This window comes from Flagellimonas onchidii, from assembly GCF_004804315.1.
Taxonomy (GTDB): domain Bacteria; phylum Bacteroidota; class Bacteroidia; order Flavobacteriales; family Flavobacteriaceae; genus Flagellimonas; species Flagellimonas onchidii.
On sequence record NZ_SRXX01000002.1, the window covers coordinates 1 to 26,001 of the forward strand.

The 26,001-nt window shown below is 38.4% G+C and carries 28 protein-coding genes; 17 read left to right on the plus strand and 11 right to left on the minus strand.

Annotated features, from left to right (window positions below; all coding sequences use genetic code 11):
• The first annotated feature begins 196 nt into the window (after positions 1-196).
• Together E4661_RS01980 and E4661_RS01985 are read left to right on the plus strand one after the other, a co-directional pair.
• The gene (locus E4661_RS01980) at positions 197-1,075 is read left to right on the plus strand and encodes an alpha/beta hydrolase (RefSeq protein ID WP_136465141.1); all 879 of its coding nucleotides are present in this window, start codon (positions 197-199) and stop codon (positions 1,073-1,075) included.
• Positions 1,062-1,862, plus strand: coding sequence for an alpha/beta hydrolase (locus E4661_RS01985; protein WP_136465142.1), 801 nt, complete (start codon positions 1,062-1,064; stop codon positions 1,860-1,862). Before E4661_RS01980 ends, E4661_RS01985 begins: the two co-directional genes overlap by 14 nt.
• Positions 1,863-1,867: 5 nt before the next feature.
• Here the strand turns inward: E4661_RS01985 and cysM are convergent, their stop codons facing one another.
• Together cysM and epsC are read right to left on the minus strand one after the other, a co-directional pair.
• On the minus strand, positions 1,868-2,752 hold the full coding sequence (gene cysM, locus E4661_RS01990; RefSeq protein WP_136465143.1) for a cysteine synthase CysM: 885 nt from the start codon (positions 2,750-2,752) through the stop codon (positions 1,868-1,870).
• Positions 2,745-3,536, minus strand: a complete 792-nt coding sequence (epsC, locus tag E4661_RS01995) for a serine O-acetyltransferase EpsC (protein ID WP_136465493.1) — start codon at positions 3,534-3,536, stop codon at positions 2,745-2,747. Before epsC ends, cysM begins: the two co-directional genes overlap by 8 nt.
• Before the next feature lie 93 nt (positions 3,537-3,629).
• Here epsC and E4661_RS02000 point away from each other — a divergent pair, with 93 nt between their 5' ends.
• Positions 3,630-4,310, plus strand: coding sequence for a DUF2461 domain-containing protein (locus tag E4661_RS02000; protein WP_136465144.1), 681 nt, complete (start codon positions 3,630-3,632; stop codon positions 4,308-4,310).
• Here E4661_RS02000 and E4661_RS02005 read toward each other — a convergent pair.
• On the minus strand, positions 4,302-4,709 hold the full coding sequence (locus E4661_RS02005) for a glyoxalase (protein WP_136465145.1): 408 nt from the start codon (positions 4,707-4,709) through the stop codon (positions 4,302-4,304). The two genes, E4661_RS02000 and E4661_RS02005, sit on opposite strands and share 9 nt — an antisense overlap.
• A gap of 126 nt (positions 4,710-4,835) precedes the next feature.
• Between E4661_RS02005 and E4661_RS02010 the strand changes: the two genes are divergently transcribed.
• Positions 4,836-5,735: a DUF72 domain-containing protein gene (locus E4661_RS02010; RefSeq protein ID WP_136465146.1), complete on the plus strand. Its 900-nt coding sequence runs from the start codon at positions 4,836-4,838 to the stop codon at positions 5,733-5,735.
• Here E4661_RS02010 and E4661_RS02015 read toward each other — a convergent pair.
• Positions 5,732-6,583, minus strand: a complete 852-nt coding sequence (locus tag E4661_RS02015; RefSeq protein ID WP_136465147.1) for a phosphatidylserine decarboxylase — start codon at positions 6,581-6,583, stop codon at positions 5,732-5,734. The two genes, E4661_RS02010 and E4661_RS02015, sit on opposite strands and share 4 nt — an antisense overlap.
• Before the next feature lie 254 nt (positions 6,584-6,837).
• On the minus strand, positions 6,838-7,986 hold the full coding sequence (locus E4661_RS02020; protein WP_136465148.1) for a dipeptidase: 1,149 nt from the start codon (positions 7,984-7,986) through the stop codon (positions 6,838-6,840).
• An 85-nt stretch (positions 7,987-8,071) separates the two neighbouring features.
• Here E4661_RS02020 and E4661_RS02025 point away from each other — a divergent pair, with 85 nt between their 5' ends.
• Positions 8,072-8,914, plus strand: a complete 843-nt coding sequence (locus tag E4661_RS02025; protein ID WP_136465149.1) for a hypothetical protein — start codon at positions 8,072-8,074, stop codon at positions 8,912-8,914.
• Between the two features lie 18 nt (positions 8,915-8,932).
• Positions 8,933-9,295: a hypothetical protein gene (locus E4661_RS02030; RefSeq protein ID WP_136465150.1), complete on the plus strand. Its 363-nt coding sequence runs from the start codon at positions 8,933-8,935 to the stop codon at positions 9,293-9,295.
• A 457-nt stretch (positions 9,296-9,752) separates the two neighbouring features.
• Here E4661_RS02030 and E4661_RS02035 read toward each other — a convergent pair whose 3' ends face one another.
• Complete coding sequence (locus E4661_RS02035; protein WP_136465151.1) at positions 9,753-10,619, minus strand: sigma-70 family RNA polymerase sigma factor; 867 nt, start codon at positions 10,617-10,619, stop codon at positions 9,753-9,755.
• A gap of 240 nt (positions 10,620-10,859) precedes the next feature.
• Here E4661_RS02035 and E4661_RS02040 point away from each other — a divergent pair, with 240 nt between their 5' ends.
• Positions 10,860-12,371 carry a DEAD/DEAH box helicase gene (locus E4661_RS02040; protein WP_136465152.1) on the plus strand — a complete coding sequence of 504 codons (1,512 nt, stop codon included), beginning with the start codon at positions 10,860-10,862 and terminating at the stop codon, positions 12,369-12,371.
• A 4-nt stretch (positions 12,372-12,375) separates the two neighbouring features.
• Entirely contained in the window at positions 12,376-13,608 is a 1,233-nt protein-coding gene (locus E4661_RS02045) for a glycosyltransferase (RefSeq protein ID WP_136465153.1), read from the plus strand.
• Positions 13,609-13,727: 119 nt separating this feature from the next.
• Here the strand turns inward: E4661_RS02045 and E4661_RS02050 are convergent, their stop codons facing one another.
• On the minus strand, positions 13,728-13,949 hold the full coding sequence (locus E4661_RS02050) for a helix-turn-helix domain-containing protein (protein ID WP_136465154.1): 222 nt from the start codon (positions 13,947-13,949) through the stop codon (positions 13,728-13,730).
• 76 nt (positions 13,950-14,025) lie between these two features.
• Here E4661_RS02050 and E4661_RS02055 point away from each other — a divergent pair, with 76 nt between their 5' ends.
• From E4661_RS02055 to E4661_RS02065, 3 genes are all read left to right on the plus strand, one after another.
• Positions 14,026-14,250, plus strand: coding sequence for a hypothetical protein (locus E4661_RS02055; protein ID WP_136465155.1), 225 nt, complete (start codon positions 14,026-14,028; stop codon positions 14,248-14,250).
• Positions 14,251-14,499: 249 nt separating this feature from the next.
• On the plus strand, positions 14,500-16,491 hold the full coding sequence (locus E4661_RS02060) for a tetratricopeptide repeat protein (protein WP_136465156.1): 1,992 nt from the start codon (positions 14,500-14,502) through the stop codon (positions 16,489-16,491).
• Positions 16,451-16,756 carry a hypothetical protein gene (locus tag E4661_RS02065; protein WP_136465157.1) on the plus strand — a complete coding sequence of 102 codons (306 nt, stop codon included), beginning with the start codon at positions 16,451-16,453 and terminating at the stop codon, positions 16,754-16,756. Before E4661_RS02060 ends, E4661_RS02065 begins: the two co-directional genes overlap by 41 nt.
• A gap of 35 nt (positions 16,757-16,791) precedes the next feature.
• Here the strand turns inward: E4661_RS02065 and E4661_RS02070 are convergent, their stop codons facing one another.
• Positions 16,792-17,925 carry a hypothetical protein gene (locus E4661_RS02070; RefSeq protein ID WP_136465158.1) on the minus strand — a complete coding sequence of 378 codons (1,134 nt, stop codon included), beginning with the start codon at positions 17,923-17,925 and terminating at the stop codon, positions 16,792-16,794.
• A gap of 159 nt (positions 17,926-18,084) precedes the next feature.
• Here E4661_RS02070 and E4661_RS02075 point away from each other — a divergent pair, with 159 nt between their 5' ends.
• A complete protein-coding gene (locus E4661_RS02075; RefSeq protein ID WP_136465494.1) occupies positions 18,085-18,927 on the plus strand; it encodes a 1,4-dihydroxy-2-naphthoyl-CoA synthase in 843 nt (280 codons plus the stop codon).
• A gap of 42 nt (positions 18,928-18,969) precedes the next feature.
• On the plus strand, positions 18,970-19,341 hold the full coding sequence (locus E4661_RS02080; protein ID WP_136465159.1) for a hypothetical protein: 372 nt from the start codon (positions 18,970-18,972) through the stop codon (positions 19,339-19,341).
• A 238-nt stretch (positions 19,342-19,579) separates the two neighbouring features.
• Here E4661_RS02080 and E4661_RS02085 read toward each other — a convergent pair whose 3' ends face one another.
• A complete protein-coding gene (locus E4661_RS02085; RefSeq protein ID WP_136465160.1) occupies positions 19,580-20,914 on the minus strand; it encodes a serine hydrolase domain-containing protein in 1,335 nt (444 codons plus the stop codon).
• A gap of 47 nt (positions 20,915-20,961) precedes the next feature.
• Between E4661_RS02085 and E4661_RS02090 the strand changes: the two genes are divergently transcribed.
• The 3 genes from E4661_RS02090 to E4661_RS02100 are packed head-to-tail and all read left to right on the plus strand — an operon-like array spanning position 20,962 to position 24,008.
• Entirely contained in the window at positions 20,962-21,852 is an 891-nt protein-coding gene (locus E4661_RS02090; protein WP_136465161.1) for a pirin family protein, read from the plus strand.
• Positions 21,853-21,877: 25 nt separating this feature from the next.
• Positions 21,878-22,537: a peptidoglycan recognition protein family protein gene (locus E4661_RS02095; RefSeq protein ID WP_136465162.1), complete on the plus strand. Its 660-nt coding sequence runs from the start codon at positions 21,878-21,880 to the stop codon at positions 22,535-22,537.
• A 4-nt stretch (positions 22,538-22,541) separates the two neighbouring features.
• The gene (locus tag E4661_RS02100) at positions 22,542-24,008 is read left to right on the plus strand and encodes a M14 family zinc carboxypeptidase (protein WP_136465163.1); all 1,467 of its coding nucleotides are present in this window, start codon (positions 22,542-22,544) and stop codon (positions 24,006-24,008) included.
• Here the strand turns inward: E4661_RS02100 and E4661_RS18995 are convergent.
• Positions 24,005-24,172, minus strand: a complete 168-nt coding sequence (locus E4661_RS18995; protein ID WP_168796311.1) for a hypothetical protein — start codon at positions 24,170-24,172, stop codon at positions 24,005-24,007. The genes E4661_RS02100 and E4661_RS18995 overlap by 4 nt on opposite strands.
• 171 nt (positions 24,173-24,343) lie before the next feature.
• On the opposite strand from E4661_RS18995, the gene E4661_RS02105 reads away from it, so the two are divergent.
• On the plus strand, positions 24,344-24,952 hold the full coding sequence (locus tag E4661_RS02105; protein WP_136465164.1) for a 3-keto-disaccharide hydrolase: 609 nt from the start codon (positions 24,344-24,346) through the stop codon (positions 24,950-24,952).
• A gap of 49 nt (positions 24,953-25,001) precedes the next feature.
• On the opposite strand, the gene E4661_RS02110 is transcribed toward E4661_RS02105, so the two are convergent.
• Complete coding sequence (locus E4661_RS02110; protein WP_136465165.1) at positions 25,002-25,943, minus strand: 3-keto-disaccharide hydrolase; 942 nt, start codon at positions 25,941-25,943, stop codon at positions 25,002-25,004.
• Between the last annotated feature and the right edge of the window lie 58 nt (positions 25,944-26,001).

A 26,001-nucleotide genomic window follows, 5' to 3' on the forward strand; every position in this document is an offset into this window, starting at 1 on the left:
CCCTTTGCAGACTTTTGAGGATTCCATACTTTTAGCAAAAGAAAAGCTCATCGAATACAATGAGCTTAAAGGTTCTTTTCAAGTGTCAGATTAACCACAACTGTCAGGTTAAGTAGTGGCTAGTACAAATGAACGAAACTCAAACCTTCTAAAAGTCAAATGTGATTTTTTTGTATTTTGTGTAAAACCTTTCGATATGCAAGATTGGCTCTATATGCTTCTGATTGTATTCACAGTGTATATACTAGTGAGCGTATTGTTATATATATTTCAAGATTATTTTCTTTTCAAACCCGAGAAATTACCAGAGGATTTTCAGTTTCATTATGCCAATCAGGAGATTGAAGAATATAACGTTGCGACTAGGGACGGAGCTGTCATTAATGGTGTCCGGTTTAAGGCCCAAGACCCAAAAGGGGTGGTATTTTATCTAAAAGGAAATTCCAAAAGCGTCAAAGGCTGGGGTAAATTTGCAGTAGACTTTACTCGTCATGGTTATGATGTTATTATGGTGGATTATAGAGGTTTTGGAAAGAGCACCGGCCGAAGAACCCAAAAAGCCGTAAAACGAGATATGCAAGTCATCTACAACAAGATTAAGGAAAAGGTTGCAGAAAAATACATTATCCTTTATGGTAGATCGTTAGGTTCTGGTTTCGCTACCAAGTTAGCCTCCATGAACAATCCAAGAATGCTAATTTTGGACGCACCGTATTACAGTTTGAACAAGGTTGCCAAAAAATACATCCCATTTATACCCTTATCCTTATTGATAAAATTTCCTATGCCTACCTACAAATGGCTTAAATATGTTAATTGTCCCATACACATAATCCATGGAACTGATGATAAGCTTATTCCATATAAAACGAGCGTAAAACTTTCAAAAATAAAACCAGAACTGACCAAACTCTATACGGTAATTGGCGGAGGACATAAAAACTTGAACAATTTTGAATCTTATCATAAAATGTTATCTGAAATTATCCATTCGCGTCCTGCAAAGGTTGATTTGGAAGGTTCGAGCATCGATGTGATTCATTCTTCAAAACGCAAGGCCAATGCAAAAGTTTAAAAGGATTGTTGCCTTTGGGTTGTCCCTTTTAGCCTTACTCATCACTATGTTTTATTTCTTTCAAGAAAAACTGATTTTTTTGCCCACGACCCTTCCACAAGACTACACCTATTCCTTTGATGGTGACTTTGAAGAAGTTTTTATTAATGCTGCCGATGGGGCAAGATTGAATGCACTTCACTTTAAAGTTAAGAATCCTAAAGGGTTGATTCTTTATTTCCATGGTAATGCAGGAGATCTTTCCCGTTGGGGGGAGATTGTGGCTCCGTTCACCGAGTTAGGCTACGAGGTTTTGGTTATGGATTATAGAACCTACGGGAAAAGTACAGGAAAGTTAAGTGAAGAGGCTCTTCATAAGGATGCGCAACTCTTTTATGACTATGCATTAAGGAAATTTAATGAGGATGAAATTATTGTCTTCGGCCGTTCCCTCGGTGCCAGTATTGCAACCAAAGTGGCTTCCAATAACCATCCCAAAAAACTTATTTTGGAAACCCCATTTTATAATTTAAAGGATGTCGCTAAGGAGCGTTTCCCCTTTCTTCCAATTAAATTAATGCTGAAATACACCTTTAATTCATCTGATTTTATAAAAAAGGTTACTGCTCCAGTGCGAATTTTACATGGAACTGAGGATGAAGTTGTCTCTTATGAATCGGGACGTAAGCTTTATGATTCCATTCCGAATGAATCCAAGAGGTTTTATACAATTGAAAAAGGTAAGCATAACGATTTGGCCACTTTTCCTTCGTATTGGCAAGCGATAAAAACAGAGCTAGAAGACTAGACTAATCAGTCAAAAAGATCGGAAGACAAATATCGGTCGCCTCTATCACAAACAATGGAAACGATGGTACCGCTTTCCAAAGTATCGGCCAGCCGTAGTGCAACGGCAGCAGCACCTCCACTACTGACCCCAGCAAAAATCCCTTCTTCCGTGGCCAGTCTTCTTGCCATATCTTCGGCTTCTGTTTGACTTACCTCCATTACCGTATCGACTTTTTGGGGATTAAATATTTTTGGCAGGTATTCCTCAGGCCATTTTCGAATACCTGGAATCCTAGAATCGTCCGTTGGTTGAACACCGACAATTTGAACCTCTTGATTTTGTTCTTTTAGAAAAGTCGAGGTGCCCATTATGGTTCCTGTAGTGCCCATACTCGAAACAAAATGGGTAATTTTTCCATCCGTGTCCTTCCAAATTTCAGGTCCAGTTGTTTTGTAATGTGCCTGCCAGTTATCGTTGTTGGCAAATTGATTCAACATTTGAAACCCATGGTTTTCAACCTTGTCTTCAGCATAGTCCCTAGCTCCTTCAATTCCAATATCCGATGGGGTCAATGTAACTTTGGCACCATAAGCCCGCATGGTCTGGACCCTTTCTTTTGTGGAGTTTTCCGGCATTACCAGTTCAATATCCAACCCATAAATCCCAGCTATCATGGCCAGCGCGATACCTGTATTTCCACTGGTCGCTTCAATAAGTTTGGCATTTTTGGTAAAATCCCCACGTTCCAATCCGCTCTTTATCATATTATGAGCGGGGCGATCCTTTACACTACCTCCTGGGTTTTGCCCTTCCAACTTAAAGTACAATTTCACATTAGGATTGGTATTAAGCACTCGGGATTCCACCAAAGGTGTATTCCCGATAAGGTCAAGAATAGATTTAGACATTCGAGGTGGTTTTGATTTTGATTTCTGGTGTATGGAATACCGTAGAATTTGCTGGGACCGAAGATGTTAACCATGCATTACCCCCAATAACCGAGTTTTCACCAATAACCGTCTCACCACCTAAAATAGTAGCATTGGCATAAATAGTGACATTGGACATGATGGTGGGATGTCTTTTGGTTTTCTGCAGGCTTTTGGCGACATATAAAGCCCCTAAGGTCACCCCTTGGTACATCTTAACATTGTCGTGTATCACTGCTGTTTCCCCGATAACCACACCAGTGGCATGATCAATAAAGAAAGACTTGCCTATTTGAGCTCCTGGATTGATGTCCACTCCAGTTTGTCTGTGTGCATACTCCGTCATTAACCTAGGTACCAAGGGAAACCCTCTGGTATGTAACTCGTGGGCCAATCTGTATATGGCAATGGCATAAAAGCCAGGATAGGCCATGTATATTTCTTGGATGGACAGGGAAGCTGGGTCACACTCCAATATAGCCTCGGCATCAAGATTCAATTTCTCTAGTATCTCCGGAAGCTGGGAAACATAGTTTTCCCAGACCTTGGCACATGGTTTTTTAAGTTCCCAACATGCCATGTCTACCAGCCGATTGAACTGCTCTTCCAATAGCTCCAAATTTTTGTCAACCGGAGTATTCACATCGAACAGGGTATGGAACAGTGTATTGGTAAATTCTTCTGTTTCTTGTTTTATCCTATAGTCTAAATAGGGTTGTTTTTTATGCCTATTTAATTCGGCAATGATTTTTTCCTTATCCATATCAGAAATAAAGTCTAAAAATAGCCAAATCATTACCAAGCGCTTATAGAATTAGCTAACTTTAGCTTAAAAATAACACATCATAGCTTTACCGTGCAAAATCCTAAAATTACCCAAGACATCTTCGACTTTCTGAAAGCGTTGGCCAAAAACAACAACAAGGAATGGTTCGAAAAAAACAAACCTATTTTTAAACAACACGAGTCTAGTGTAAAATCCTTTTATGCTGGTTTGCAAGAACATCTGAACATTCATGATGAGATTGAAAAAATGAAGTTGTTCCGAATATATCGCGATGTTCGATTTTCCAAAGACAAAACACCTTACAAAACCCATTTTGGAGGTTCTTTTTCGAGACTTGGTGCTCGTTTACGTGGAGGTTATTACTTGCACCTTAAACCGGGAGATAGTTTTGCCGCGGTAGGTTTTTGGGAGCCCAATAAAGAAGATTTGTTCAGGATTCGAAAAGAACTTGAAATGGATGCCGGTGAATTTCGAAAGGTAATCAACGACAAATCATTTAAACAAGTTTGGGGTGATTTGGTAGGGGAAGGAGTAAAAACTGCGCCCAAAGGATTTGATAAGGAACACCCAGACATCGACCTCATTCGAAAAAAACAATTCATCTTTGTTCGAAAGTTTAGTGATAAACAGGTTCATTCAGCTGACTTTATAAAGGAAGTGGACAAATCCTTTAAGGCCGTAAGACCTTACTTTGATTTAATGAGCGATGTCCTCACCACCAACTTGAATGGAGAATCAATATTAGACTAGCACCTCTTCTTCGAGAAGTAGCACCTGATCTTTGAGGCGTTCAATGACAATGTTCATCATTCGCTTGTTCAATGCCGATGAATTTTGAATATACATTTTGTATTCCTCAATAGTGAATTGCCCTATGACCATTCCCTTTAGGGAATTTCGAAACTTGATATCTTTTTGAATTGCGTTTTCAATATACTCTAAGCGTCTTTCCGCAGAGAGTTCGTAAAAAGCTCCTTTGTGCTTTCTGATGTAATTTTTAAAAACTTCTAGCAATAATGGGTTTTGAAATTTAATTATGGGGCGTAAAATTTCGTTTTGAAAACGCTCATCTGAGCTCATATTATCATTCAAAAGACTTTGTCTGATGTCGGGACGAATACCCTTTAGGTGACCAGATCTCGAATCCATGACTGTAAGTTTCTCTTAAAATTACATAATACTAAAACCGAGGAATGAAGGAGTAATTTAAGTTTTTAACCATCTTATGAACAGGTGATAATAATTCATAAATTCGTTTCTGATAAAACCACTTATATGAAATTTGGAAAGATCGAAAACCCTGAACTTATAGATTTTACAATTCCAGTGGATCATCCAGATACCGCTGTCGTATTGGCAAAAGACAAGATTGAAGGTGATTCTAATATATATGTAGGTTGCGCCAAATGGAACCGTCAAGATCTTAAAAATTTCTATCCCAGGGGAACCAAAGATGAATTGGGGTATTATTCCTCTCAATTTAACAGCATTGAACTCAATGCCACTTTTTATAGAATTTTTCCGGCAGAACAATACCAAAAATGGTACGATAAGACTCCTGAGGGATTTAAGTTCTTTCCCAAAATGACACAAGACGTGAGTCATTTACGTCGGTTAAATGATAAAGTCTACGATATTGCCGATCATTATTTGGAAGTGACCTCCCAACTCAAAGAAAAGTTAGGGACTATCTTTTTACAGATGCACAGCAATTTTGGGCCTAAAAATTGGGATAGGGTAGTACGCTTTGTTGAATATTGGCCCAAAGAGTTTTCCTTAGCCATGGAGTTTAGGCACACCGATTGGTTCAATGATGAAGGGGTGGCTCAAGAACTCTATCATTTATTAGAAGAGAACAACATTGCCAATGTATTAGTCGACACTGCAGGCAGACGAGATTTGATGCACATGAGGTTGACCAAAAATGAAGCCTTTATAAGGTATGTGGGAGCTAATCATGCCACAGACTATCCCAGACTGGATGACTGGATTGAGCGCTTGGATTCATGGAAAGCCAAAGGCCTAAAAAACATCCATTTTTTTGTGCATCAAAATCTTGAACTGGAGTCTCCCCTTTTATCCGCCTATTTTATTGAAAAGCTGAATGCCCATTTGAACAGTAGGCTTACCATTCCCCATACTTTGGTCAAACCCAAGCCCAATACCCTGTTTTAATAGGGCATGCCCACTTCCACGAAAGTATTTTTCGTATGAAATCTTGGCGAAATTGGAGAAGCCATGCAGCAAGTAGAGCCTAAATAGAAAAGTGAAACCTCTTGTAACTTGGATACCTTATGTCCCACGGCTATATCTCTGGCCAGTTCAATGGTCCCAACTGCCGGGCCTCCAACAATGGACAAATACCAAACCCTTCCCGAAGTATCAGTGATATCAATATTGTATCGCTCATTTCGAAAAGCAGGTAAAGAGGGATTATCCTTGTAAATCCAAGGCCGGAGTACGACCAAATCACCAGGGACATGTTGAATTCTTGTGATTGTTCCATCTATTGGTGAGTGAATTCGATGGTAGTTTTTGTTGTGCAGAAACACATTGGTAAAGGTATAGTCCGTAGGGAGTTGACGACGGTCAATTCCAAATACGGTTGCAACCGTTCTAATGTCAGACTTTACACAGACTAAACCCAAATCATCTACTCGATCCTCATCGCATAGCAATCCTTCGCAAGGCCAAACAAAAGGGCTTTCGGTTTCTGGAAGGTGTTTAAACTCTCGAATAAAAAAATCTTGAAAAGATTCGAACTCTTTTTTGCCGTTTGGAGGCTTGAATTTCTCCAAATAATCCTTATCGGTATAATTGACCCGAATATAAGGTTCGATTAGACTTTTGGAAATAGGTTTTTGATAAAAAGAACTATACCATGCAGAACAGGCTCTTTGCAAATTACTTGGGATATTGCCCCAAACATCAATAGATAAAAACCGATAAAGTCTTGCGCGCCATTTTGGCACTTTAAAAACCCTAAAACTAGGGTCTGAATAGTACTGTGAGATAGTTTCCATAAATGTTCGTTTGATTGTGATTGATGTCTTAATTTATGGTTATAATATTTTATAAACCATGGAATTAAGAAAAATTTATTTTTTGATTAACAAAATTTATAAATAAGAAAACTTTCTGTTAAACCAAAAGATTTGAAGGCCTGCGAGTACTTTGTTCGAAGGTAAACTACTAGCGTGAATGGATGAAGCGGCGCCCATCTAAAGTATTATATGACTTGTGGGCAATAGAAGAAAGAACAATCAAAAAACTAGAATTAAGGCTTGGAGGCTATTGCTTGGACCTCATCCAAGACCCGTAATAGGTTTTCTCCCCAAAGCTTTGCTATTTCACCTTCCGTATATCCTCTTTTTACTAGTTCAAGGGTAACATTAAAGGTCTCTGAAGCGTCTGACCAGCCGTCGATACCACCTCCACCATCAAAATCAGAGCTTATACCTACATGATCAATTCCAATAAGCTTTACCATATAATCAATATGGTCTACAAAATCCGAAACATTCACAGGTTCAGGGATTTCAGCATCAGAAATGCTGTCTTTCTCTGGATTTTTCAGATATGAGCTATATTTTTGATGCTTCTCAGTATTTAGATATGCGCTAAAAGCAACAGTTTGGACGACTCCACCATTTTCTTTCAGGGCCAATAGTTGTTCATCATCCAAGTTTCTACTGTGGTCACATAAAGCCCTTGCTGAGGAGTGGGAAGCAATTATTGGCGCTTTGGAAAGCTCGAATATTTGCATACTAGATTCTTTTGAAGGATGGGAGATGTCAATCATTATTCCAAGTTTATTCATCTCTTTTACAGCTTCTTTGCCCAACTCACTTAAACCATCATGCAACCATATATCGTCACTTTCCCCTGTATTGGAATCACAAAATTGACTATGACCATTGTGCGAAAGTGAAATATACCGGGCCCCTCGCTTATAATACTCTTCAAATTTTGAAATATCCTCACCGATAGGATAGGCATTCTCAACACCTATCATCGCCACTTTTTTACCAGACCCAACAATACGTCTTACATCATCTGATGTGAGCGCGAGCTCCATTTTATCAGGAGCGTAGGTGTCACAAAGTCTGAGAATAGCCTCAAATTTTGTAATGGCATTGTCAGAGGCACTGGCATATCCATCGGCATTAAGGGAATCTTGTCCAGTATATACAATGAGCCAAGCCACATCCAAACCACCGGCTTCCATTTTTGGAAGATTTATTTGAGTATCCAAGTTTTGTGTGTAGTTGATACTGTCAGTAAAATTTTTCACATTGATATCATCATGAGTATCTATGGTGATGACTTTCTCATGGATTCGTTTTGCTTTTTCCTCCAAAGTTTCTGCTTTTTTGGCACATGAAAACAGCAATAAGGTGCCCATTAAAATTGATAGGTGTTTCATGATGGCTGGTTTACACCTACAAATAAAGCAATTTGACAACAAAATAAATGCACTATATAACAATTAATTGGAAACCCTATGCTAAATGCACATTTTTAAATTTAATAACTTAAGAATAGGAAATTTGGGAACTAGGGATTTACTCACGTACTTGGAAAAATTGGAAATTGGTTTGAGCAGTTTTTCCTATGAAGAATTGGGAACCGCCGAAGCAGGAAAGCTGAAAAGGTCTTTTGATCAATTTAAGAATGGGTTGGAAGATAATATTTTTGGAGGTTCAGAAATGCACCAATTGGATGTGATTTATGATCAAGTGGGAATAGAGAATCCCAACAAAAAGGTTAAAACTCCTACCAAAGGTAATCATGGAACCGAAACAAGCGATTCAGATGTATTCATCTCACTTTTATCAATACTGCAAAAAACTGATTTGACACCAAAGCAGCAAGAAGTCGTAAAAGCACTTAAAGTGGTCGGGGAGCGAATTATGGACTCCAATGAAATTTCAAAAACTGGTTCAAAATCTTCCGATAAAATACAACGTATAGAAAAAAATGTGGGCTCTTTTTTGCAAACCGAAAGGGTAAACCTTAAACCTGTACTACGGGAATGTATGGGGCAAATGGAGTTGTTGGAAGAGCTTATAAGATTGTACAAACAAAATATTTTAGAATTTATAGGTACCTTGAAGGTACATTTGCAGACTGAAAACTATAGGGGAGTGGATTTTGCTTGTCAAAAAATACAACCCTGTCTAAGAATGATGAAAACGGTAAGTCTTCTGGAGATTACCGAACAAATGGTTACCGTATGCAAAACGGATAATGATTTAAAATACCTTAACTTCCTCTATAACCAGTTCTTGGTAGAATATCCAAAAATTGATGAGTTGGTTGATTTTGAAGTTGAAGTATTGCGCAATATGTAAAAATAAAACCAACATAGTATGAAAGATAAAAGCCTTCCTGAGCATCATCAGAGCATCTTTCATCAGTTGTTTGAACACGCTTCTGACCAAGATTGCCAACTTATTTTACTAGACCAAATTTTAGAAATTGGTGATGAGCGGGAATTTCCATTATTGGATAAATTAAAAAATAGTGATTATCCCATTGTTTGTAAGAAAGCCACTCGGATAAGGCATCAATTGCATCTTAAACTTTATGGTCCATCCAAGCCAGGGGAAAGAAAAAGGCTGCCTATGAGCTTGTGTTTCTTGTATGATGAGTTCAATATAAGACCGGCTAACTTTAAACCAGATTCAGCTATCGATTTTGAAATATCCCCAGATATTTATGAAATGGATTAGGGGTTGATGGATTTTGCAGCGCCATGGAAACGCATATTTTTCCTACAAAATATGTTTTTAATGATTTCACAACCTAAATAGGCCATTTTACCACAAATTATTGTTAAAACATAATGTTTCGGTTAGGTTTACGTTATAAGTGTAACCCAAATAATAAACCGCTTATACTATGTTATACGACACTTACGGAGAAGAATACCTAGCCTTTTTACAGGAATTGAACGAAATATTAAGCTCGAATGAGCTTATTGAACTGGATTACTTATAGTATAAGCCCCAAACTCTATATCCTATGCAAAATCAGAATCAAGAAAACACGGCTTATTTAAATTTTATAAGAGATTTGAATAACATCTTGACCGATTTTAATATTGGTCAGTTGAGCCGTCCGTGATAGTTTAAGTAACAATCGTAGAAAAGGGATGTTCTTTGGGCATCCCTTTTTTATTTGAAATAGCTATCCCCCTAAATATGATTTTAGGATTTTGCTTTTTGAAGTATGTCTTAATTTTCGAATGGCCTTTTCTCTTATTTGCCTCACCCGTTCTCGAGTAAGGTCAAAAGTACTTCCGATTTCTTCCAATGTCATGGATTGTTGGTCGCCAATACCATAATACAAACGTACTACATCCGCTTCACGAGGTGATAAGGTTTCCAAAGCTCTATTTACTTCGGTATTTAGCGATTGATGCATCAGGGCATTATCAGGTTTTGGAGATTCGGCGGAGTTCAAAACGTCATATAAACTAGAAGTTTCCCCTTCTTTTAAGGGAGCATCCATGGAAACGTGTCTCCCTGTATTTTTCAAGGATTGTTTTACCTCATCTACCGTCATTTCCAATTCCTTGGCGATTTCTTCTGCCGAAGGAGGCCTCTCATGGGCTTGTTCCAAATAAGAAAACGTCTTTTTTATCTTATTGATGGAACCTATTTTGTTCAGAGGTAGACGCACTACCCGCGATTGCTCCGCCAAGGCCTGGAGAATGGACTGCCTGATCCACCAAACTGCATACGAGATGAACTTGAATCCGCGTGTTTCATCAAAACGGCGTGCCGCCTTTACCAAGCCCAAATTACCTTCATTGATTAAATCAGGTAATGTTAGCCCTTGATTTTGATATTGCTTAGCAACGGAAACAACAAATCTTAGATTGGCATTGGTCAATTTTTCCAGGGCCAATTGGTCCCCCTCTCGAATCCGCTGAGCTAACTCAACCTCTTCTTGAGCGGTGATCAAATCTATTTTACTAATGTCCTGTAGGTACTTATCAAGGGATTTGGATTCACGATTCGTGACTTGTTTGATAATTTTGAGTTGCCGCATGTAACTATTCTATTTCAGGTGGTTTAGCATACATGATACTACAATAAAGCTAATTTTCCAAGTCGCAAATTATATAGTTATCAAAATGTTATGAGCAATGTCAAAATATTGACTTTTAGCTTCAACCACGCATTTGTTGATAGCAGGTTAATAGAAAAAAGAATACTGGACCAATCCCTCGAATAAAAACTCCTAATTTTGTAAGGTTTATTAGTTTCCAACAATTAACACGTTATTTCTTTGGAGATAGAAAGAACCGTAAGGCGAAAAGAACTGTATGATTACCAACTTGAAGATTTAAAAAAAATCTTTGAGCATATAAACGAACTTCCACAAGGAACAAATATTTTATACCAATTACCCACTGGAGGAGGGAAAACGGTAGTATTTTCGGAAATAACCCGAAAATACATCCAGGATACAGGTAAAAAAGTAATTGTACTTACACATAGAATCGAATTGAGTTCACAGACCTCAAAAATGTTGCACGGTTTTGGGGTAAGCAACAAAATCATCAACAGCGAGGTCAAAGAACTTTACGACCAGGATGAATACATGTGTTTTGTAGCCATGGTCGAAACCTTGAACAATAGACTTCAGGAGGAAAAAGTGACCATAAATAATATTGGACTCGTTATTATAGATGAAGCGCATTACAATTCCTTTCGAAAATTGTTCAAATATTTCGAAGACTCAACCATATTGGGGGTTACGGCCACTCCTTTAAGCTCCAATATTAAGTTGCCAATGAAAGATAATTATAAGCATCTGATTATTGGAGAGTCAATCAAATCATTGATAGAAAAACGTTTTTTGGCCAAAGCCAATTTGTATAATTATGATGTGAGCCTTCGAACTCTTAAGTTGGGAATTAATGGAGATTATACTGTCAAATCATCTGACGAGTTTTATGGTAACCACAGCATGCTAGGGAAATTGCTCTCTGCTTATCAGGAAATTGGAAAAGGCACTAAAACACTCATCTTCAATAACGGTATAAACACTTCGCTGTATGTTTATGAGATCTTTAAAAAGGCGGGGTACGATATACGTCATTTAGACAATAAAAATACGGCTTCTGAAAGACGCGAGATTTTGGATTGGTTTGCCAACACGCCCAATGCTATCCTTACATCAGTAAGCATACTTACCACAGGGTTTGATGAACCTAGTGTACAGACGATTATTTTGAATAGGGCCACAAGATCCCTGACCTTGTATTTTCAAATGATTGGTCGCGGTTCTCGAATTTTAAACGGGAAAGATGAATTTTCGGTAATAGATCTTGGAAATAACATTGCTCGATTTGGTCCATGGAATGCACCGGTTGATTGGCAAGAGATTTTCCATTTTCCTGATTTTTATTTGGAGAACATTAAAAATGATGAAGAAATCGAACGTGAGTTTGTTTACGTGATGCCGGATGAACTTAGAACCAAGTTTGGGAAATCTGAGAACATTACTTTCGATATCAAAGAAGAATACAAAAAAGTATTTGCCAAAGGAGGCAAGTCTAAACAAGTGTTGGAAATGAGCATTGAACAACACGCCCAAATCTGTGTCGAAAATAGCGAAGACGTTTTCGATGCCCGAATTCTGGCCAAGGAACTCAAAGAAGAAATAACCTATCGGGTACGCCAGTATTCCTATTGCATAATGAACAACACCAAAAACTACAAAGAGTGGTTGGAAGAAGATTATGAACGTAAATTACGTTCCAGCATCTCTAAAAAGTTCGCAGCCTTAATGTAATCAGATGAAAAAGCTGCTGATTATCGGTTATGTCTGGCCTGAGCCCGGAACCACAGCAGCGGGGCATCGGATGCTTCAACTGATACATACTTTTAAAACCTTTGGATACCAAATAACTTTTTGTTCTACTGCAGTTAGAACGGAGTATAGTGAAAATTTGGATGTTCTACGAATTGATTGTGTTCCCATTAAATTAAATCATCACAGCTTTGATACTTTCATTAAACAACTGAATCCGGAAATTGTAATATTTGACCGATTTATGGTCGAGGAACAATTTGGATGGCGCGTGGCGGAATTTGTTCCAAATGCGATACGAATCTTGAATACCGAAGATTTACACTCTTTAAGAAGTATAAGAAAAGAATGTCTTAAAAAAGACCTTGGATTTTCAGAGGAGCTCTGGTTCCAAAATGACAATACCAAGAGAGAGATTGCCAGCATCTATAGAAGTGACCTTACACTGCTGGTTTCAAGTTTTGAAATGGATTTATTGACAACAAAATTGAACATATCAAAAAGTACGTTGATGCATCTTCCATTTATGTTGGATGGAATAGGAGAGGAGGAGAAAAAAGAGTGGCTGGATTTTGAAACTCGACAAGATTTTATTTCCTACGGTAACGGAAAACATGCACCGAACGTGGATTCCATTAAATACCTCAAAGAGACGATATGGCCTTTGATTCGTAAGGAGTTACCCGCGATTACTTTAAAAATATACGGAGCCTATTTGCCGCAGCATATAAAGCAGTTGCATAACCCAAAGGAAGGTTTTCATGTTATGGGATGGGTTGAAAATTTAGATGCTGAAATTCAACAATCAAGAGTGTGTCTAGCACCATTAAGGTTTGGAGCAGGAATAAAAGGGAAGTTAATAGATGCCATGAGGAACGGAACCCCTTCAATAACCACAAAAATAGGAGCTGAAGGCATGCACGATGAATTGTCATGGAGTGGCATTGTTGAAGATGACCCTGCAAGGTTTACTAAAGCAGCTGTTGCTTTGTATCAAAAAAAAGAGTCATGGAAACAGGCGCAGCGAAAAGGTTTAGAGATCATCAACAGGTTATATTCCAAAGAGGCGCATCAGGAAAAACTAATAGCTGGATTAAAAACGTTGGAAACCAACTTATCAAACCATCGAAGCCAGAATTTTATCGGTCAAATGCTACTACATCAAACTATGGCCAGTACCAAGTATATGGCTAAATGGATTGAAGAGAAAAATAAGTAAAGACCAATCTTTCAATGACGAGAGGTTAACATTGGTCCAAAACGTTTTATGAACGCAAAGATTCAATCCACTGGGCGTTCATATTATTGATAATGCACGAGTACAATATCCAACGAGGTCTAACTAAAAAAAGAGCCTGCCTCTACATTTAGAGCTTGGGCCAATGCTACAACTGTCGAAATGGAAGTGTTGATCTTACCTGATTCAATCCGGGCAACCTGAACTTGCGAAATTCCAGCATCTTCTGCAAGTTGTTCTTGAGTAATACTGTTCTTAACACGGATACGCCGCACATTTTGCCCAAACATTGACATCACCTTTTGATTTCTGACTTTGTGCATCACTACAAAGTTGTTATTAAAATGTTTTGAGTCTTATAACAACTTTGTTATATTCGAATTTGAATTTCAGAGTAAAATGAATACCAAAGAGTTGATTATCCGGATTATTCAAGAGGATTTGAAGCATAGTCAGCTTGTTGAAGGATTGAATCATTTGGGTTTGGACGCTGATCAATTTCACAGTCTCGGACTACTGGATGTTGTTTTGGATTTAATGAAAGTTCCTCAGGGCAAGCCAGCATTTACATGGGGCTTGATATATACCAGACTTTCTGCGAAAAGCTGGTACTTACAAAATTGAAACCACCTCTGAATCACTACGAAGTTTAGCAGAATTATGTTATGATCAGCTTTCGGAAGTATTATCAGAACATGGAATTAAAACCACAGAGCGAAACAATATCTAGCCAACTTTCATATATAAACCCATTGATTCCCCAACACCGTTAACTTCCATTTTCTGCTAACATAATAATGAAATTGACCATCATTTCGTCTATGTCATTTTGACAATCATTTCGTACCTTACCATAAATAAATTCTGGAAAATATGAGAGGTATTTTAGTATTCTTTATGTTTCTGTTTGGTTTTGCGGTCAATTCTCAGGTCATGCTAAAAGATGAAATTAGCAAGCAATATTCAGACAGATCAGTCCTCAAAAACATTCAAAAAAGAACCAAGCCTAAAATAGTAACCATTTTATGGGACACTTCCCGTTCAATGGAAAACAGGGCTTTGGATAAAGAGCTAAAGTTCCTGGATGCATATTTCGAAGAGCTAAAAAACGTTACGGTACATTATCAACCTTATAGCAATCGATTGGGCATAACTAAAATATTTGAAGTTAATGAAGGGCAATGGGCCAATTTAAAAAAGGAACTGGAATCCTGCATTTATGATGGTGGAGGAACACAGTCACTTTGGAAAGAAATGATGATAAGCGACCATACATTATTGTTTACAGATGGCAAGTACTTCCCAGAAAATCTTGGAAAGGACTGGAATGGGGAGGTGTTTACGGTGAATGGAAACCGAAATGCCAATCACAAGTTATTAAAAGAATTGGCAGAAGATCATAGGGGAAACTACCTGAATTTGGAAAAGATGGCCAACTCGAACATGGCGATGGATTTTATCCGATTTTATCGGAAAGATAATTTGGATTACAACGCCAATCTGGATTTACAAAAACACTTTTTAATTAAAGGTAATGTTGGTGATTTGCAAGAACCATTATCAAATGTAACTGTCCAGGTACGAAATACCGACCGAAAAACCACTTCGGATAACAATGGAGATTTTTCCATTAAAGTTTTTGATGGTGAGGTCCTTGACTTTTCTTATCCAGGAAGGGAAAATGCCTCTTCCATAGTGCAAAGAGGTTCTAAAATGCTCAAGATTATCATGCCCGTCGGTCTTACCGTTCTTGATGAAGTGGTTATTGAGGAAAATCATAAATCAACAGAGCGAAGTCCAACGAATAAAGATATCTCAACAAGATGGGGTAAAATTGATATGGAACGGATAGGTTTTGGGGCAAAACAACTAGATGGCTCAGAAATAAATCCGGCGTCACAAACTATTATGGATGCTATTGAAGGAAAATTTTCGGGTGTGGAAGTTGTTAGAAAATATCCGGAAGATTATGAGATGGTGGCGTTGAGAGATGGTAAATACACAGGCTTTTTCGCATCGTGGGATATTGACGGAATGATCTACCCTCCCGATAGACCTCCTTTACACATTAATGTGCAAAATGTGAGGGATATTACCATAATGCCTGCAGGTTGGGCTGGTGCAAGGTATGGTTTCATGGGAAGGGGAGGAGTAATTATTGTTAGAACAATCAGTGCAACTTTTGATGATTCAGAATCAGCAAGAAAAGACAAAGGCCCCAAAAACAGATACAAAAATGATGCTGTTGAATTGACTTCCCCAATCCATTCAAAACCGATATTCGTGCAGCGTATTGCACAAGCAGAATCCGTCAATAAAGCTTATCGGCAATATATTTTGGAGAGAAAAGCATATGGTGGGTTGCCTAGTTTCTATCTAGAGACTAGCAAGATTTTTGGAGATTATTGGAAGGATACAACGATTTCCAGGCAGATAATGTCAAATCTGATGGAGTTGTTCCCTGAAGATATTTCGGCCCTTAAGATTTTAGCCTATTCATATGAAGAAGAAAATATGCTAGAAGAAGCAGCCTCGATTTATAGACATATTTATAGGTTAAAACAAAACCTCCAAGCCAAAAGAGATCTGGCAAAAGCACATGTGAAATTAGAAAACTATAAAGAGGCCTGGAAATATTACAAGGACTATATAAGCAGAAAGGGTAGTTTGAACGATAAGGGACTAGATAGGCTTGTTAAAAAAGAAATGTTGGTATTTATCCAAAATTTTGGCGACGAAATAGGAATAGACAAGTCCAAATTTGATGGGGAGAAACTTAGTAACTTGAGCTTGGTGGTCGAATGGAACGATTCTAATGCCCAGTTTGAGCTTCAGTTTGTCAGCCCCTCAAGGCCTCTATTTTAACTGGAACAATACCACAGAGCTTAGCTACGACGAAAGTGTTGAGGGAAATCTTTCAGAAGTTTTTGACATTGAAGAGCTGCAACAGAGTAACTGGCTGGTGAACATCAGCTATTTGGGCAACCATATTAATTTACCTGCCTATCTTAAATTCACACTTATAGATAACAATTCTGGTAAAGAAAGTGCAAAGCTAATAACATTGCGACAGAAAGGCGTTAAATACAAGGTGATGAATATTACCAATTGGGGCATGGAGTTTTACTAGTTTCCCAATCTGTAATGGGACGATAAAGAACCTAACTATTTAAGGTTTTGGCTGGTTATGGTAAAGTTAAACGAAGCTTTTCCGCCGGTAGCTGTCCAAAAATTGTAGAGACCTCCCCAAGAACCACTGGGTTCTCCTTTTTTTGCGAAATCTTCAAGATGGGAATTAAGGGTGTCCCACTTTTCTTGAGGAACAGATTCGGTAGAGATCACAACGACTAGGGCGCTAAACTCTGTTTGTGCATTTTCATGTGAAGGCACGCGGTCTCCATTTTCAGCGATGAGATTAGCGGCCGTAAGGGTTGTTAGCCCATCTGCGGTAAAAACCCCAAAATTCTGGGTAGCGTTAGGATTTTCCGCTACTATTATAGGCTCGAGCTCATTAGGGCCAATCAATCCCATTGCATACAATTCTATATTAGAATATGGGACGGAATTCCCTCCATTGGCAAAAGTTCCAAATCCGGTTTCACCATCTAAACTCCCTCGATAGGTGTTGTCACCCAAATCTTCAATCTCATCAAAACCTCCAAGCTGTCCGCCTGCACTGGAATACCCCCAATGTCCACCTACGGTAGTAGGAATCAACCCATGATTGGTCCAATAATGTTGAATTTCATGCAAGAAAGGACCGTTCCTTATATATTCCGTACGTGGCATGTGGATGACCGTTTTAAGTTTACCAGAAGACCCAAAAGCTGAAGTGTTGTCCCAGACATTACCACCAAGCCCTTCAATGTCACTTTGGGCAGAAGTGGATAATCCATAATACAGATCATCTGGTTGCGAAGCTTCAACATTCAGAATAATGATAAAATCAAAATCATCGTTAAAGTGTTCATACACTTTGTTAGCAACCATTTGCATGTCGCCCTCTCCAGCTAGAAATTTATTGTAATCGCTTTCAGGAAGTATTAAGTTGGTGGATTGGTGTTCCTCATCAATCATAAAACCAGCTTCTAACTCCAGGGCATCTGGTGCGTCCGAATCATTAGTATCTTCAGTATTGTTATTATCATCCGATTCATCAGGGTTCTGATCTTCTGATTCGGACATTTCATTTTCTGAATTCGTTTCAGGGGTGCCTATCTCCTCGGTACTACAGGATAGAATCAATACCGAAAACAAAAAAGACAGCGTAAGGACTAGGTAGGATTTGAGGTTGCGCATAAGTGTTCATATTTGTTAACCCAACGAATTTCAAACCAACATATTTTTATTAACACCAATATTTCGATGAAATGCCAGTATGGCTTTTCTGAGTTTTTGCAGGAACTTGGATTTTGTGTTCTTTCAATCTGGTTATCTTTGGGCAAATTCTTTTAAATGATGAATACACCCAATTGGCAAACTGCCATCGAATTTGAAGATATTACCTATAAAAAATATGATGGGGTGGCCCGAATTGCATTTAACCGACCTAATGTTAGAAATGCTTTTCGCCCAAAAACAACAAGCGAGCTCTACAGAGCATTTTATGACGCACAAGAGGATACTTCAATAGGTGTGATTTTGTTGTCGGCCGAAGGGCCTTCCACAAAAGATGGAAAATGGGCATTTTGTAGTGGAGGTGACCAAAAGGCTAGGGGACATCAAGGTTATGTCGGTGACGATGGGTACCATCGGTTGAATATTCTAGAGGTGCAGCGTCTTATACGATTCATGCCAAAGGTGGTTATTGCGGTTGTTCCGGGTTGGGCCGTTGGGGGAGGACACAGCCTCCATGTGGTATGCGATATGACTTTGGCCAGTAAAGAACATGCCATTTTTAAACAGACCGATGCGGATGTTACCAGCTTTGATGGCGGATATGGCTCTGCGTATCTTGCCAAAATGGTCGGGCAGAAAAAAGCTAGGGAAATATTCTTTTTAGGGAGAAATTATTCTGCTCAGGAAGCATACGAAATGGGAATGGTCAATGCCGTAGTGCCGCATGAAGAATTGGAGGATACTGCATACCAATGGGCGCAAGAGGTTTTGGCCAAATCACCAACATCTATCAAAATGTTGAAGTTCGCTATGAATCTTACCGATGACGGAATGGTAGGACAACAGGTGTTTGCAGGTGAGGCTACCCGATTGGCCTATATGACCGACGAAGCCCAAGAAGGAAGAAATGCGTTTTTGGAAAAACGGAAGCCAAACTTCGGGAAGAACAAGTGGATCCCCTAAAAAATATTCTAAAGATTTAACTATAATCTAATATTCTATAAAATGAAAAGTGAATTAATTATTACTACTCTTTTTGAATATTTCACAGATATTAGATATGTTGCCTTATATGTGAACAATAACTTGGTGTTTAAGCAAAAAGGACAAGTAACTAATAGTTCTTCGGGCAAAACAGATGAATTTGAAGAACTTTTGGTCAATCCAACCTTGTTGACCTTGGCAACCCAAAGAGGAAATATTGATTGTGGAGGGCTCAATTATTTGATTATCGGGTATGGAAATTTTTATCAGCTGATAAAGTCTATATCCAAAGGACATATTTCTATTTGCTTGGAAAAGGATTCAGATTTGAACAAACTTCCAAGTGAAATATTCGAATTTCTAGAAAATAAGTTCAACAAGCTCTTTGTTTAAATATAACAACTTATACTCAACATATAAGAACTTCGGGTAAATCAAACTTCCTATAATCAAAAAGAGCCTTGCCGCTTGGGTCAAGACTCTTTTACGAGAACACTATATGAAAATGAAAAAATTTACTTTCGTTATTATTACATGGTAAAAGTACCACCAGTGTTCCCGTAATCGAAATTATTGTTGTGAACTGCCTTTTTATTGTGGTTTAGCAATCCATATTTAGAGAATCATCGACCTATGGTACAGATTTAACGACCTCCGACAAAAACGTATTTACATCAAAATCGGGATTTTCGGCCAATCCAGTGCGTACAACCACTAAATCTTTGGAAGGAATTACAAAAACGTATTGTCCTTGATAACCGTTGCACGAAAATAGGTCTTTAGGCACGTCGGGATATTTGCCATTGGCATTCAACCAAAAATGTGCACCATAAGTACCATCTGAGTGAATTGTAGGTTTGGTGATATAATCAACCCATCGAGGATTAAAAATCTGTTCTCCGTTCCATAACCCCCTATCCAAGTAAAGTTGTCCAAATCTAGCCCAATCCCGAGTACTCGCCCAGCTATATGAAGATCCTACGTAATTTCCCGCAATATCGGCTTCCAAAACCATAGAATGCATTCCAATTTTATCAATTAGGGCCGAATACGGAAAATCAAGATATTCTTGATGGGATCTAAACTGCTGTCTCAAAATACCTGAAAGTAGATTCGTTGTGCCAGAGGAATAGTTCCAAACATCAGTGGGCTTGGCAATACTCTTTTTGTTTCGCTGGGCCTTGGCCATATCAGATTCTAAGAACAACATTTTTGTAACATCTGAAATTTTGGAGTAATCTTCATCCCACTCTAGACCACTCTGCATACGTAATAAATTGTCAAGAGTAATGTTTTTGCGCTCATCTTGTTCCCATTCCGTGATTGGAGCGCGCCAAGTCATATCCAACTTTCCTTGCTGTTCCAATATTCCGTAACATGTGGCCAAAACACTCTTTGTCATGGACCATCCTAAAATTGGGGTGTCCTTGGTAAAACCATCAACATACTTCTCTGCAAGAAGATGTCCTTTATATAAAATAAGAAGTGTTCTTGTCTTTTGAATCTCTGGATTACCAAAAGCCGTGGCAACGGCTTTGTCCAATTGATTTCTATCTACATTTTCAAAAATGGAATCCTTGGGATTCGCTTGTCCGTATGGATATGGTATTGTATCCTTGGTTTGTATTCGATTGGGAGCGGGAACAGGTTTACTCTTATCATAGTCATCATTGATTAACACCGTGCCCAAACCTTCTCTGTATATGGCTTTACGGTTCATAAGACCATAAACCGAAGCAGAAGCCCATTTATTCACCTTGTTGACTTCAGTTTCCGCAAGCTCAATTAGTGGAACATTATTGTCATTTTGAGCCATTGAAGCTGCGGATCGGTGTGCAACAAAAACCCCGGAGGCCATATTTTTTGAGGCATAACCTGAAATTATGGTCAATTTCGGGTAATTCAAGTAGACCACAATCCCAATAGCCAACAGTAGTAAGATAAGTAAGCGTTTAAGTATTTTCATGAATTAAGATTTGTAACTTTCAGGAACTAAAAATAAACAATTATAACATGTCCAACACAGGAATGATCATCGAGGAACGCAGCAGGGATATTGGTGATTTTTTGGTGGGAAGGCTTATTCCCTTTCGGAAGAAAAGGATGATAGGCCCTTTCGTATTCATTGATCATATGGCACCAACACAATTGGGCCCAGATAAGTATATGGATGTGGACCAACATCCACACATTGGACTATCTACATTAACGTATTTGTTTGATGGGGAAATTATGCATGAGGATAGTTTGGGTACCAAACAATTGATCAAGCCGGGGTCTGTAAATTGGATGACCGCAGGGAAGGGTGTTTCCCATACGGAGCGAACACCAGAACACCTTAGAAATGGTAATACGTTTGTAGCCCAAGGATATCAAATTTGGGTAGCATTGCCCCAGGCATTAGAGGATATGGAACCAAACTTCTACCACATTGAAGCCAAAGACCTTCCAAGATGGAAAGATGGGGATGCAACCTTTACCTTGGTTGCAGGAGAAGGTTATGGTAAAAAATCTCCTGTGCCCGTATATTCCCCTTTGTTCATGGTTGAAATAAAAACCAGTAATACCTGTAGGCTTAATATCAATGGAAAGTTAAAAGGTGAAATTGGCATTTGTATTGATACAGGCAGCATAAATACATGTGGAGAAGTTATAGAAAAAGGAAACATTTTGGTAAGCAAGGTGGAGGACAGTTGTGATATAGTGGTAAGTCCAAACTCCCATTTATTGTTATTTGGAGGGGAAGTTTTACCCGAAGAAAGGTATATCGACTGGAATTTTGTCTCCACTAGTAAGGAGAAGATTGCTAAGGCTAAAAAAGATTGGGAAAACAAAACGTTCCCAATGATGGAAAATGACAGTTCTTACGTGCCCCTTCCCAAACCTTTTCAAGGAAAAAAATGATTAACCAGTTTTAAGATTTAGAAATATGAAAAAAACAATATTGGCTTTGCTGATGGCTTGCGCCCTTATTTCCTGTAGTGTTCAAAAACAAATTGTTGATAAGCCCATTATTTTTGATGGTGAACGGATAGCCTTGACAAAAGAATATCTCTTGCAGCGTTATGATTTAAATCAAGACTCTCCACAAATTGAGCCCCAAATGATTGTGCTGCACTGGACAGCCATACCTACTTTAGAGGGGTCTTTCGATGCTTTTAATAACACAAAGCTCCCCAATTGGCGGCCAGATATCAAAAATGTTAGCGGCTTGAATGTTTCCACGCAATTTTTGGTGGACAGAGATGGGACCATTTACCGGTTAATGCCCGAAACCTTTATGGGAAGGCATGTTATCGGATTGAACCATTGTTCCATTGGGATAGAAAATGTGGGTGGTACAGAACAATGGCCATTGACCGAAGAACAGTTAAAATCCAATATTTGGTTGGTAAATTATTTGGCAAAAAAATATGATATAGACTATTTAATAGGACATTATGAGTACACAAATTTTGAAGGACACCCTTTGTGGCTTGAAGTAGACGAAGGATATCGCACCAAAAAAACCGATCCAGGAGTTGATTTCATGGAAAAGGTCAGGAAAGCAACCAAAAAGTTTAATTTTAAGCCTGTACCTTCAAAATAAGAATATGCATAAAAAAATCTTTCTACTATTTGGATGCTTCTGCTTTTTATCAAACGCACAGGAGACCATTACTACTGAGCTTTACGATTCGTATGATCAATTTAAGGAGCCTTCCTTGCAAAAACGGCGAATTAAGCATCATCAAATTCAACCTTTGATTCAAAAATTTGATGCCAATCCGAAGTTTGAGGTTCAAAAAGTAGGAGAGTCCATTGAAGGAAGGGATTTAAGCTTGATAAGTATTGGTTCCGGGCCCATAAATATATTTCTGTGGTCACAAATGCATGGTGATGAACCTACGGCGACCCAAGCTATTTTTGATATCCTTAATTTTTTGAATGCTCCAAAGTTTGAAAAAGAGAAAAGAGAAATCCTGTCCAAATTGAAACTTCATTTTTTACCCATGGTCAACCCAGATGGGGCAGAGGTATATCAACGTAGAAATGCTCTGGGAATTGATATAAACAGAGATGCGCTCAGATTACAATCCCCTGAAGGACGTACGCTCAAAAGAATTCGAGACAGTCTGGATGCAAAATTTGGTTTCAACTTGCACGATCAAAGTACTTACTACAATGCAGAACTAACCAATAAACCTGCGACCATTTCATATTTGGCCACAGCATACAATTATGAGAAAGATATAAATGAAGTACGTTCCAACGCGATGAAGGTGATTGTTTATATGAACAACATCATCCAAAAATACGCTCCTGGGCAAGTTGGACGTTACAGTGATGATTTTGAACCAAGGGCTTTTGGAGATAACATAGCCAAATGGGGTACAAGTCTTATCTTGATTGAATCAGGAGGATACACCAATGATGTGGAGAAACAGGAGATTCGAAAACTGAACTATGTTTCCATCTTGTCAGCTTTGTATACCATTGCGAGGGAAAGCTATTTGGATATTCCAATTGAAGCATATGAAAAAATTCCTCGTAACGATAGAAAACTATTCGATTTAAAAATTGAAAACGTCACCTACGAACTTTTAGGAAAAGATTATATTCTTGATTTGGGAATCTATCGTCAAGAAGTGGATAATGAAGATCACGAAGATTTTTATTATAAAAGCACCATTGTTGACCAGGGTGACTTGTCCACCTATTACGGCTATGAGACATTTGATGCAAGTGGATATGCAATCGTTAAACCAAAAGGCATGGATCCATATGATAATCCAGAAGGTGAAATAGAAACTAATATTACCAGCAAACTAAAGTTAGGGTATGCTTTTCTTTATTATAACGGTAAAGGAAATGACGGAGAATATACCAAGGGACCAATGCATATTTTAAAAAAGAATATTGATATAGGTCAAAAATTTAAGATTAAAATTGGGCACAACCCGACCTTCTTTTTGGAAAAGGATGGAAAATTGACCCATGCCATTATCAATGGATTCATTATTGATTTGGGTAAATCTATCGAAACGCAAAAATTCGGTAATGCTTTAATTTACCATTAATAGCCAAATTGAATACTCATTTCGGGTCCTTTTATGATTAAAACGACCAACATCATTAACAGCGTCCCAACAATTGAAGCAAATAGGGACAATACCAATCCTTTATACCCTCTTGATAATGGGCCAATTGCACTATTCTGAATTATTTCTTTTACTACATCCATAACATTTTTTTTGGGTTAATTTTTGTTTTAGTATTTGGGATGCAATTAGTTGTTGTCTGTATTAGAAAAACAATCGTTCGTCTAAAAACCCTACCATAAGGCGTATGGATTCGTTCTGTTTCGGAGTTAATTATTACCTTGAGTGCTTGTAAAATCATGATAAAATCAAAAATGAAGACAAAATCTACCTTAATTGTTTTAATGTTGTGCCTTGGTCAATTCACATTTGCACAAAAGACCATCAACTTGTTCAATGGAAAAAATTTGGATGGTTGGGTAAACCATGGCGATGAAAAATGGTATGTTGACAAGGGTGAATTAATCTGTGAAAGTGGCCCAAAAGCTGGCTACGGGTACCTTAGCACAAAAGAATTCTACGATAATTTTGAACTTACCCTAGAGTTTAAACAGGAGAATAATGGTAACAGTGGGGTGTTTATCCGCTCTACGGTTGATGGAACAAAAGTTTCAGGGTGGCAGGTAGAAGTGGCACCTCCTGGACATGCGACAGGTGGAATCTACGAATCTTACGGTCGTGGATGGTTGATCAAACCGGATGCGGAAAAAGATAAAGCTTTAAAAATGGGAGAGTGGAATACCATGAAGATCCTAGTAAACGGCCCCACCGTAACCAGTTGGTTGAATGGAACTAAAATGGTTCATTTGGTAGATGACAAAATAGGTGAAGGGAAAGGAGCTATTGCACTTCAAATTCACGATGGTGGTGGAATCAAGGTAAAATGGAGAAATATAAAGCTTAAGCCTATTTATCAGGATTAAGATAGAACGGTAAAAAAGGAAAATGGGCGCACTTTATAGTGCGCCTTTTTTATTTAATTGGAGTTACCTCAAATTTTCTGAACTCTACGGCCCCGTGGTCTCCTTGGATTAAGAATGGCCCAGGTTCTCCTTCCTTGCTGTCCAAAGCGCCACCTGTTATTCCTGGAATGGTTTGGTCAGATATTACGGTTTTACCGTTGGCAATAATGGTTACTCTTCTTCCAATTAAGGTGATATCGTAGGTTTGCCATTCACCTGGATTTTTAGCGGTATTTTCATTCGGCTCCAAAAAACCGTAAACTCCACTAAAATAAATATCTGATGGATCTAATCCCTTGTTGTCTGCAATCTGAACTTCATAACGACCTCGCAAATAGATTCCGCTATTACTTCCTTTTGGGTAGCGAAATTCAACTTTTAATTTAAAATCAGTGAATTTTTGATTACTGATAAGGTTGGCGCCGCCTTCAGCATTTTTAAGAATTCCATTTTCAACGGACCATTGACTTTTTTCAGAGTCTAAATGCCACCCATCTAAGTTTTTACCATTAAAAAGCGCAATGGGTTTTCCCCATTTCGGATTTTCAACAGCTTCCAACTTAGGGGCTCGTGAGCCTTCCCAGGTTACAATGCTTCCGTCTGTGTAAACCATTGTGCCCTTTAAATTATCATCAACCAATTCACCATGGAATATCATGTCATTTCCTTCTGGTTCCCATTGGCGCGGGATTTCAAAATTGAATTTATCCCCATGCACTTTAACTTCTGCTACGGGTCTTGCACTTCCCATGGCGAAAACAAATCGTCCCACTAAAGTCCCGTAACCCGAATGACGCACCTCCAACCACGAAGGCACAGTTTTACCCTCAAATTCCATTTCCAAATCCCATCTTCCTTCAAGTGGGTGTTGTTTTTGGGCAATGGTTTGGAATGAAATCAAAATTGCAATACTCAGAATTGCTAAATGGAACGGTTTTCTGCCAGATATCATAATGGGTCAAATTAAATTAAGTGCCCAAGATAATAATTTATAAAAGACTCCAATCAGT

What these genes read in the sequence shown, in the direction of transcription:
- E4661_RS18995 (WP_168796311.1), bottom strand. Translation starts at nt 24,172, where the DNA reads ATGGATGTAGTAAAAGAAATAATTCAGAATAGTGCAATTGGCCCATTA.
- E4661_RS02070 (WP_136465158.1), bottom strand. Translation starts at nt 17,925, where the DNA reads ATGCGCAACCTCAAATCCTACCTAGTCCTTACGCTGTCTTTTTTGTTT.
- E4661_RS02035 (WP_136465151.1), bottom strand. Translation starts at nt 10,619, where the DNA reads ATGCGGCAACTCAAAATTATCAAACAAGTCACGAATCGTGAATCCAAA.
- E4661_RS02075 (WP_136465494.1), top strand. Translation starts at nt 18,085, where the DNA reads ATGAATACACCCAATTGGCAAACTGCCATCGAATTTGAAGATATTACC.
- E4661_RS02080 (WP_136465159.1), top strand. Translation starts at nt 18,970, where the DNA reads ATGAAAAGTGAATTAATTATTACTACTCTTTTTGAATATTTCACAGAT.
- E4661_RS02110 (WP_136465165.1), bottom strand. Translation starts at nt 25,943, where the DNA reads ATGATATCTGGCAGAAAACCGTTCCATTTAGCAATTCTGAGTATTGCA.
- E4661_RS02005 (WP_136465145.1), bottom strand. Translation starts at nt 4,709, where the DNA reads ATGGATTCGAGATCTGGTCACCTAAAGGGTATTCGTCCCGACATCAGA.
- E4661_RS02100 (WP_136465163.1), top strand. Translation starts at nt 22,542, where the DNA reads ATGCATAAAAAAATCTTTCTACTATTTGGATGCTTCTGCTTTTTATCA.
- E4661_RS02105 (WP_136465164.1), top strand. Translation starts at nt 24,344, where the DNA reads ATGAAGACAAAATCTACCTTAATTGTTTTAATGTTGTGCCTTGGTCAA.
- E4661_RS02085 (WP_136465160.1), bottom strand. Translation starts at nt 20,914, where the DNA reads ATGAAAATACTTAAACGCTTACTTATCTTACTACTGTTGGCTATTGGG.
- E4661_RS01985 (WP_136465142.1), top strand. Translation starts at nt 1,062, where the DNA reads ATGCAAAAGTTTAAAAGGATTGTTGCCTTTGGGTTGTCCCTTTTAGCC.
- E4661_RS02060 (WP_136465156.1), top strand. Translation starts at nt 14,500, where the DNA reads ATGAGAGGTATTTTAGTATTCTTTATGTTTCTGTTTGGTTTTGCGGTC.
- E4661_RS02090 (WP_136465161.1), top strand. Translation starts at nt 20,962, where the DNA reads ATGTCCAACACAGGAATGATCATCGAGGAACGCAGCAGGGATATTGGT.
- E4661_RS02015 (WP_136465147.1), bottom strand. Translation starts at nt 6,583, where the DNA reads ATGGAAACTATCTCACAGTACTATTCAGACCCTAGTTTTAGGGTTTTT.
- E4661_RS02020 (WP_136465148.1), bottom strand. Translation starts at nt 7,986, where the DNA reads ATGAAACACCTATCAATTTTAATGGGCACCTTATTGCTGTTTTCATGT.
- cysM (WP_136465143.1), bottom strand. Translation starts at nt 2,752, where the DNA reads ATGTCTAAATCTATTCTTGACCTTATCGGGAATACACCTTTGGTGGAA.
- E4661_RS02045 (WP_136465153.1), top strand. Translation starts at nt 12,376, where the DNA reads ATGAAAAAGCTGCTGATTATCGGTTATGTCTGGCCTGAGCCCGGAACC.
- E4661_RS02025 (WP_136465149.1), top strand. Translation starts at nt 8,072, where the DNA reads ATGCACATTTTTAAATTTAATAACTTAAGAATAGGAAATTTGGGAACT.
- epsC (WP_136465493.1), bottom strand. Translation starts at nt 3,536, where the DNA reads ATGGATAAGGAAAAAATCATTGCCGAATTAAATAGGCATAAAAAACAA.
- E4661_RS02030 (WP_136465150.1), top strand. Translation starts at nt 8,933, where the DNA reads ATGAAAGATAAAAGCCTTCCTGAGCATCATCAGAGCATCTTTCATCAG.
- E4661_RS02050 (WP_136465154.1), bottom strand. Translation starts at nt 13,949, where the DNA reads ATGCACAAAGTCAGAAATCAAAAGGTGATGTCAATGTTTGGGCAAAAT.
- E4661_RS02010 (WP_136465146.1), top strand. Translation starts at nt 4,836, where the DNA reads ATGAAATTTGGAAAGATCGAAAACCCTGAACTTATAGATTTTACAATT.
- E4661_RS01980 (WP_136465141.1), top strand. Translation starts at nt 197, where the DNA reads ATGCAAGATTGGCTCTATATGCTTCTGATTGTATTCACAGTGTATATA.
- E4661_RS02055 (WP_136465155.1), top strand. Translation starts at nt 14,026, where the DNA reads ATGAATACCAAAGAGTTGATTATCCGGATTATTCAAGAGGATTTGAAG.
- E4661_RS02095 (WP_136465162.1), top strand. Translation starts at nt 21,878, where the DNA reads ATGAAAAAAACAATATTGGCTTTGCTGATGGCTTGCGCCCTTATTTCC.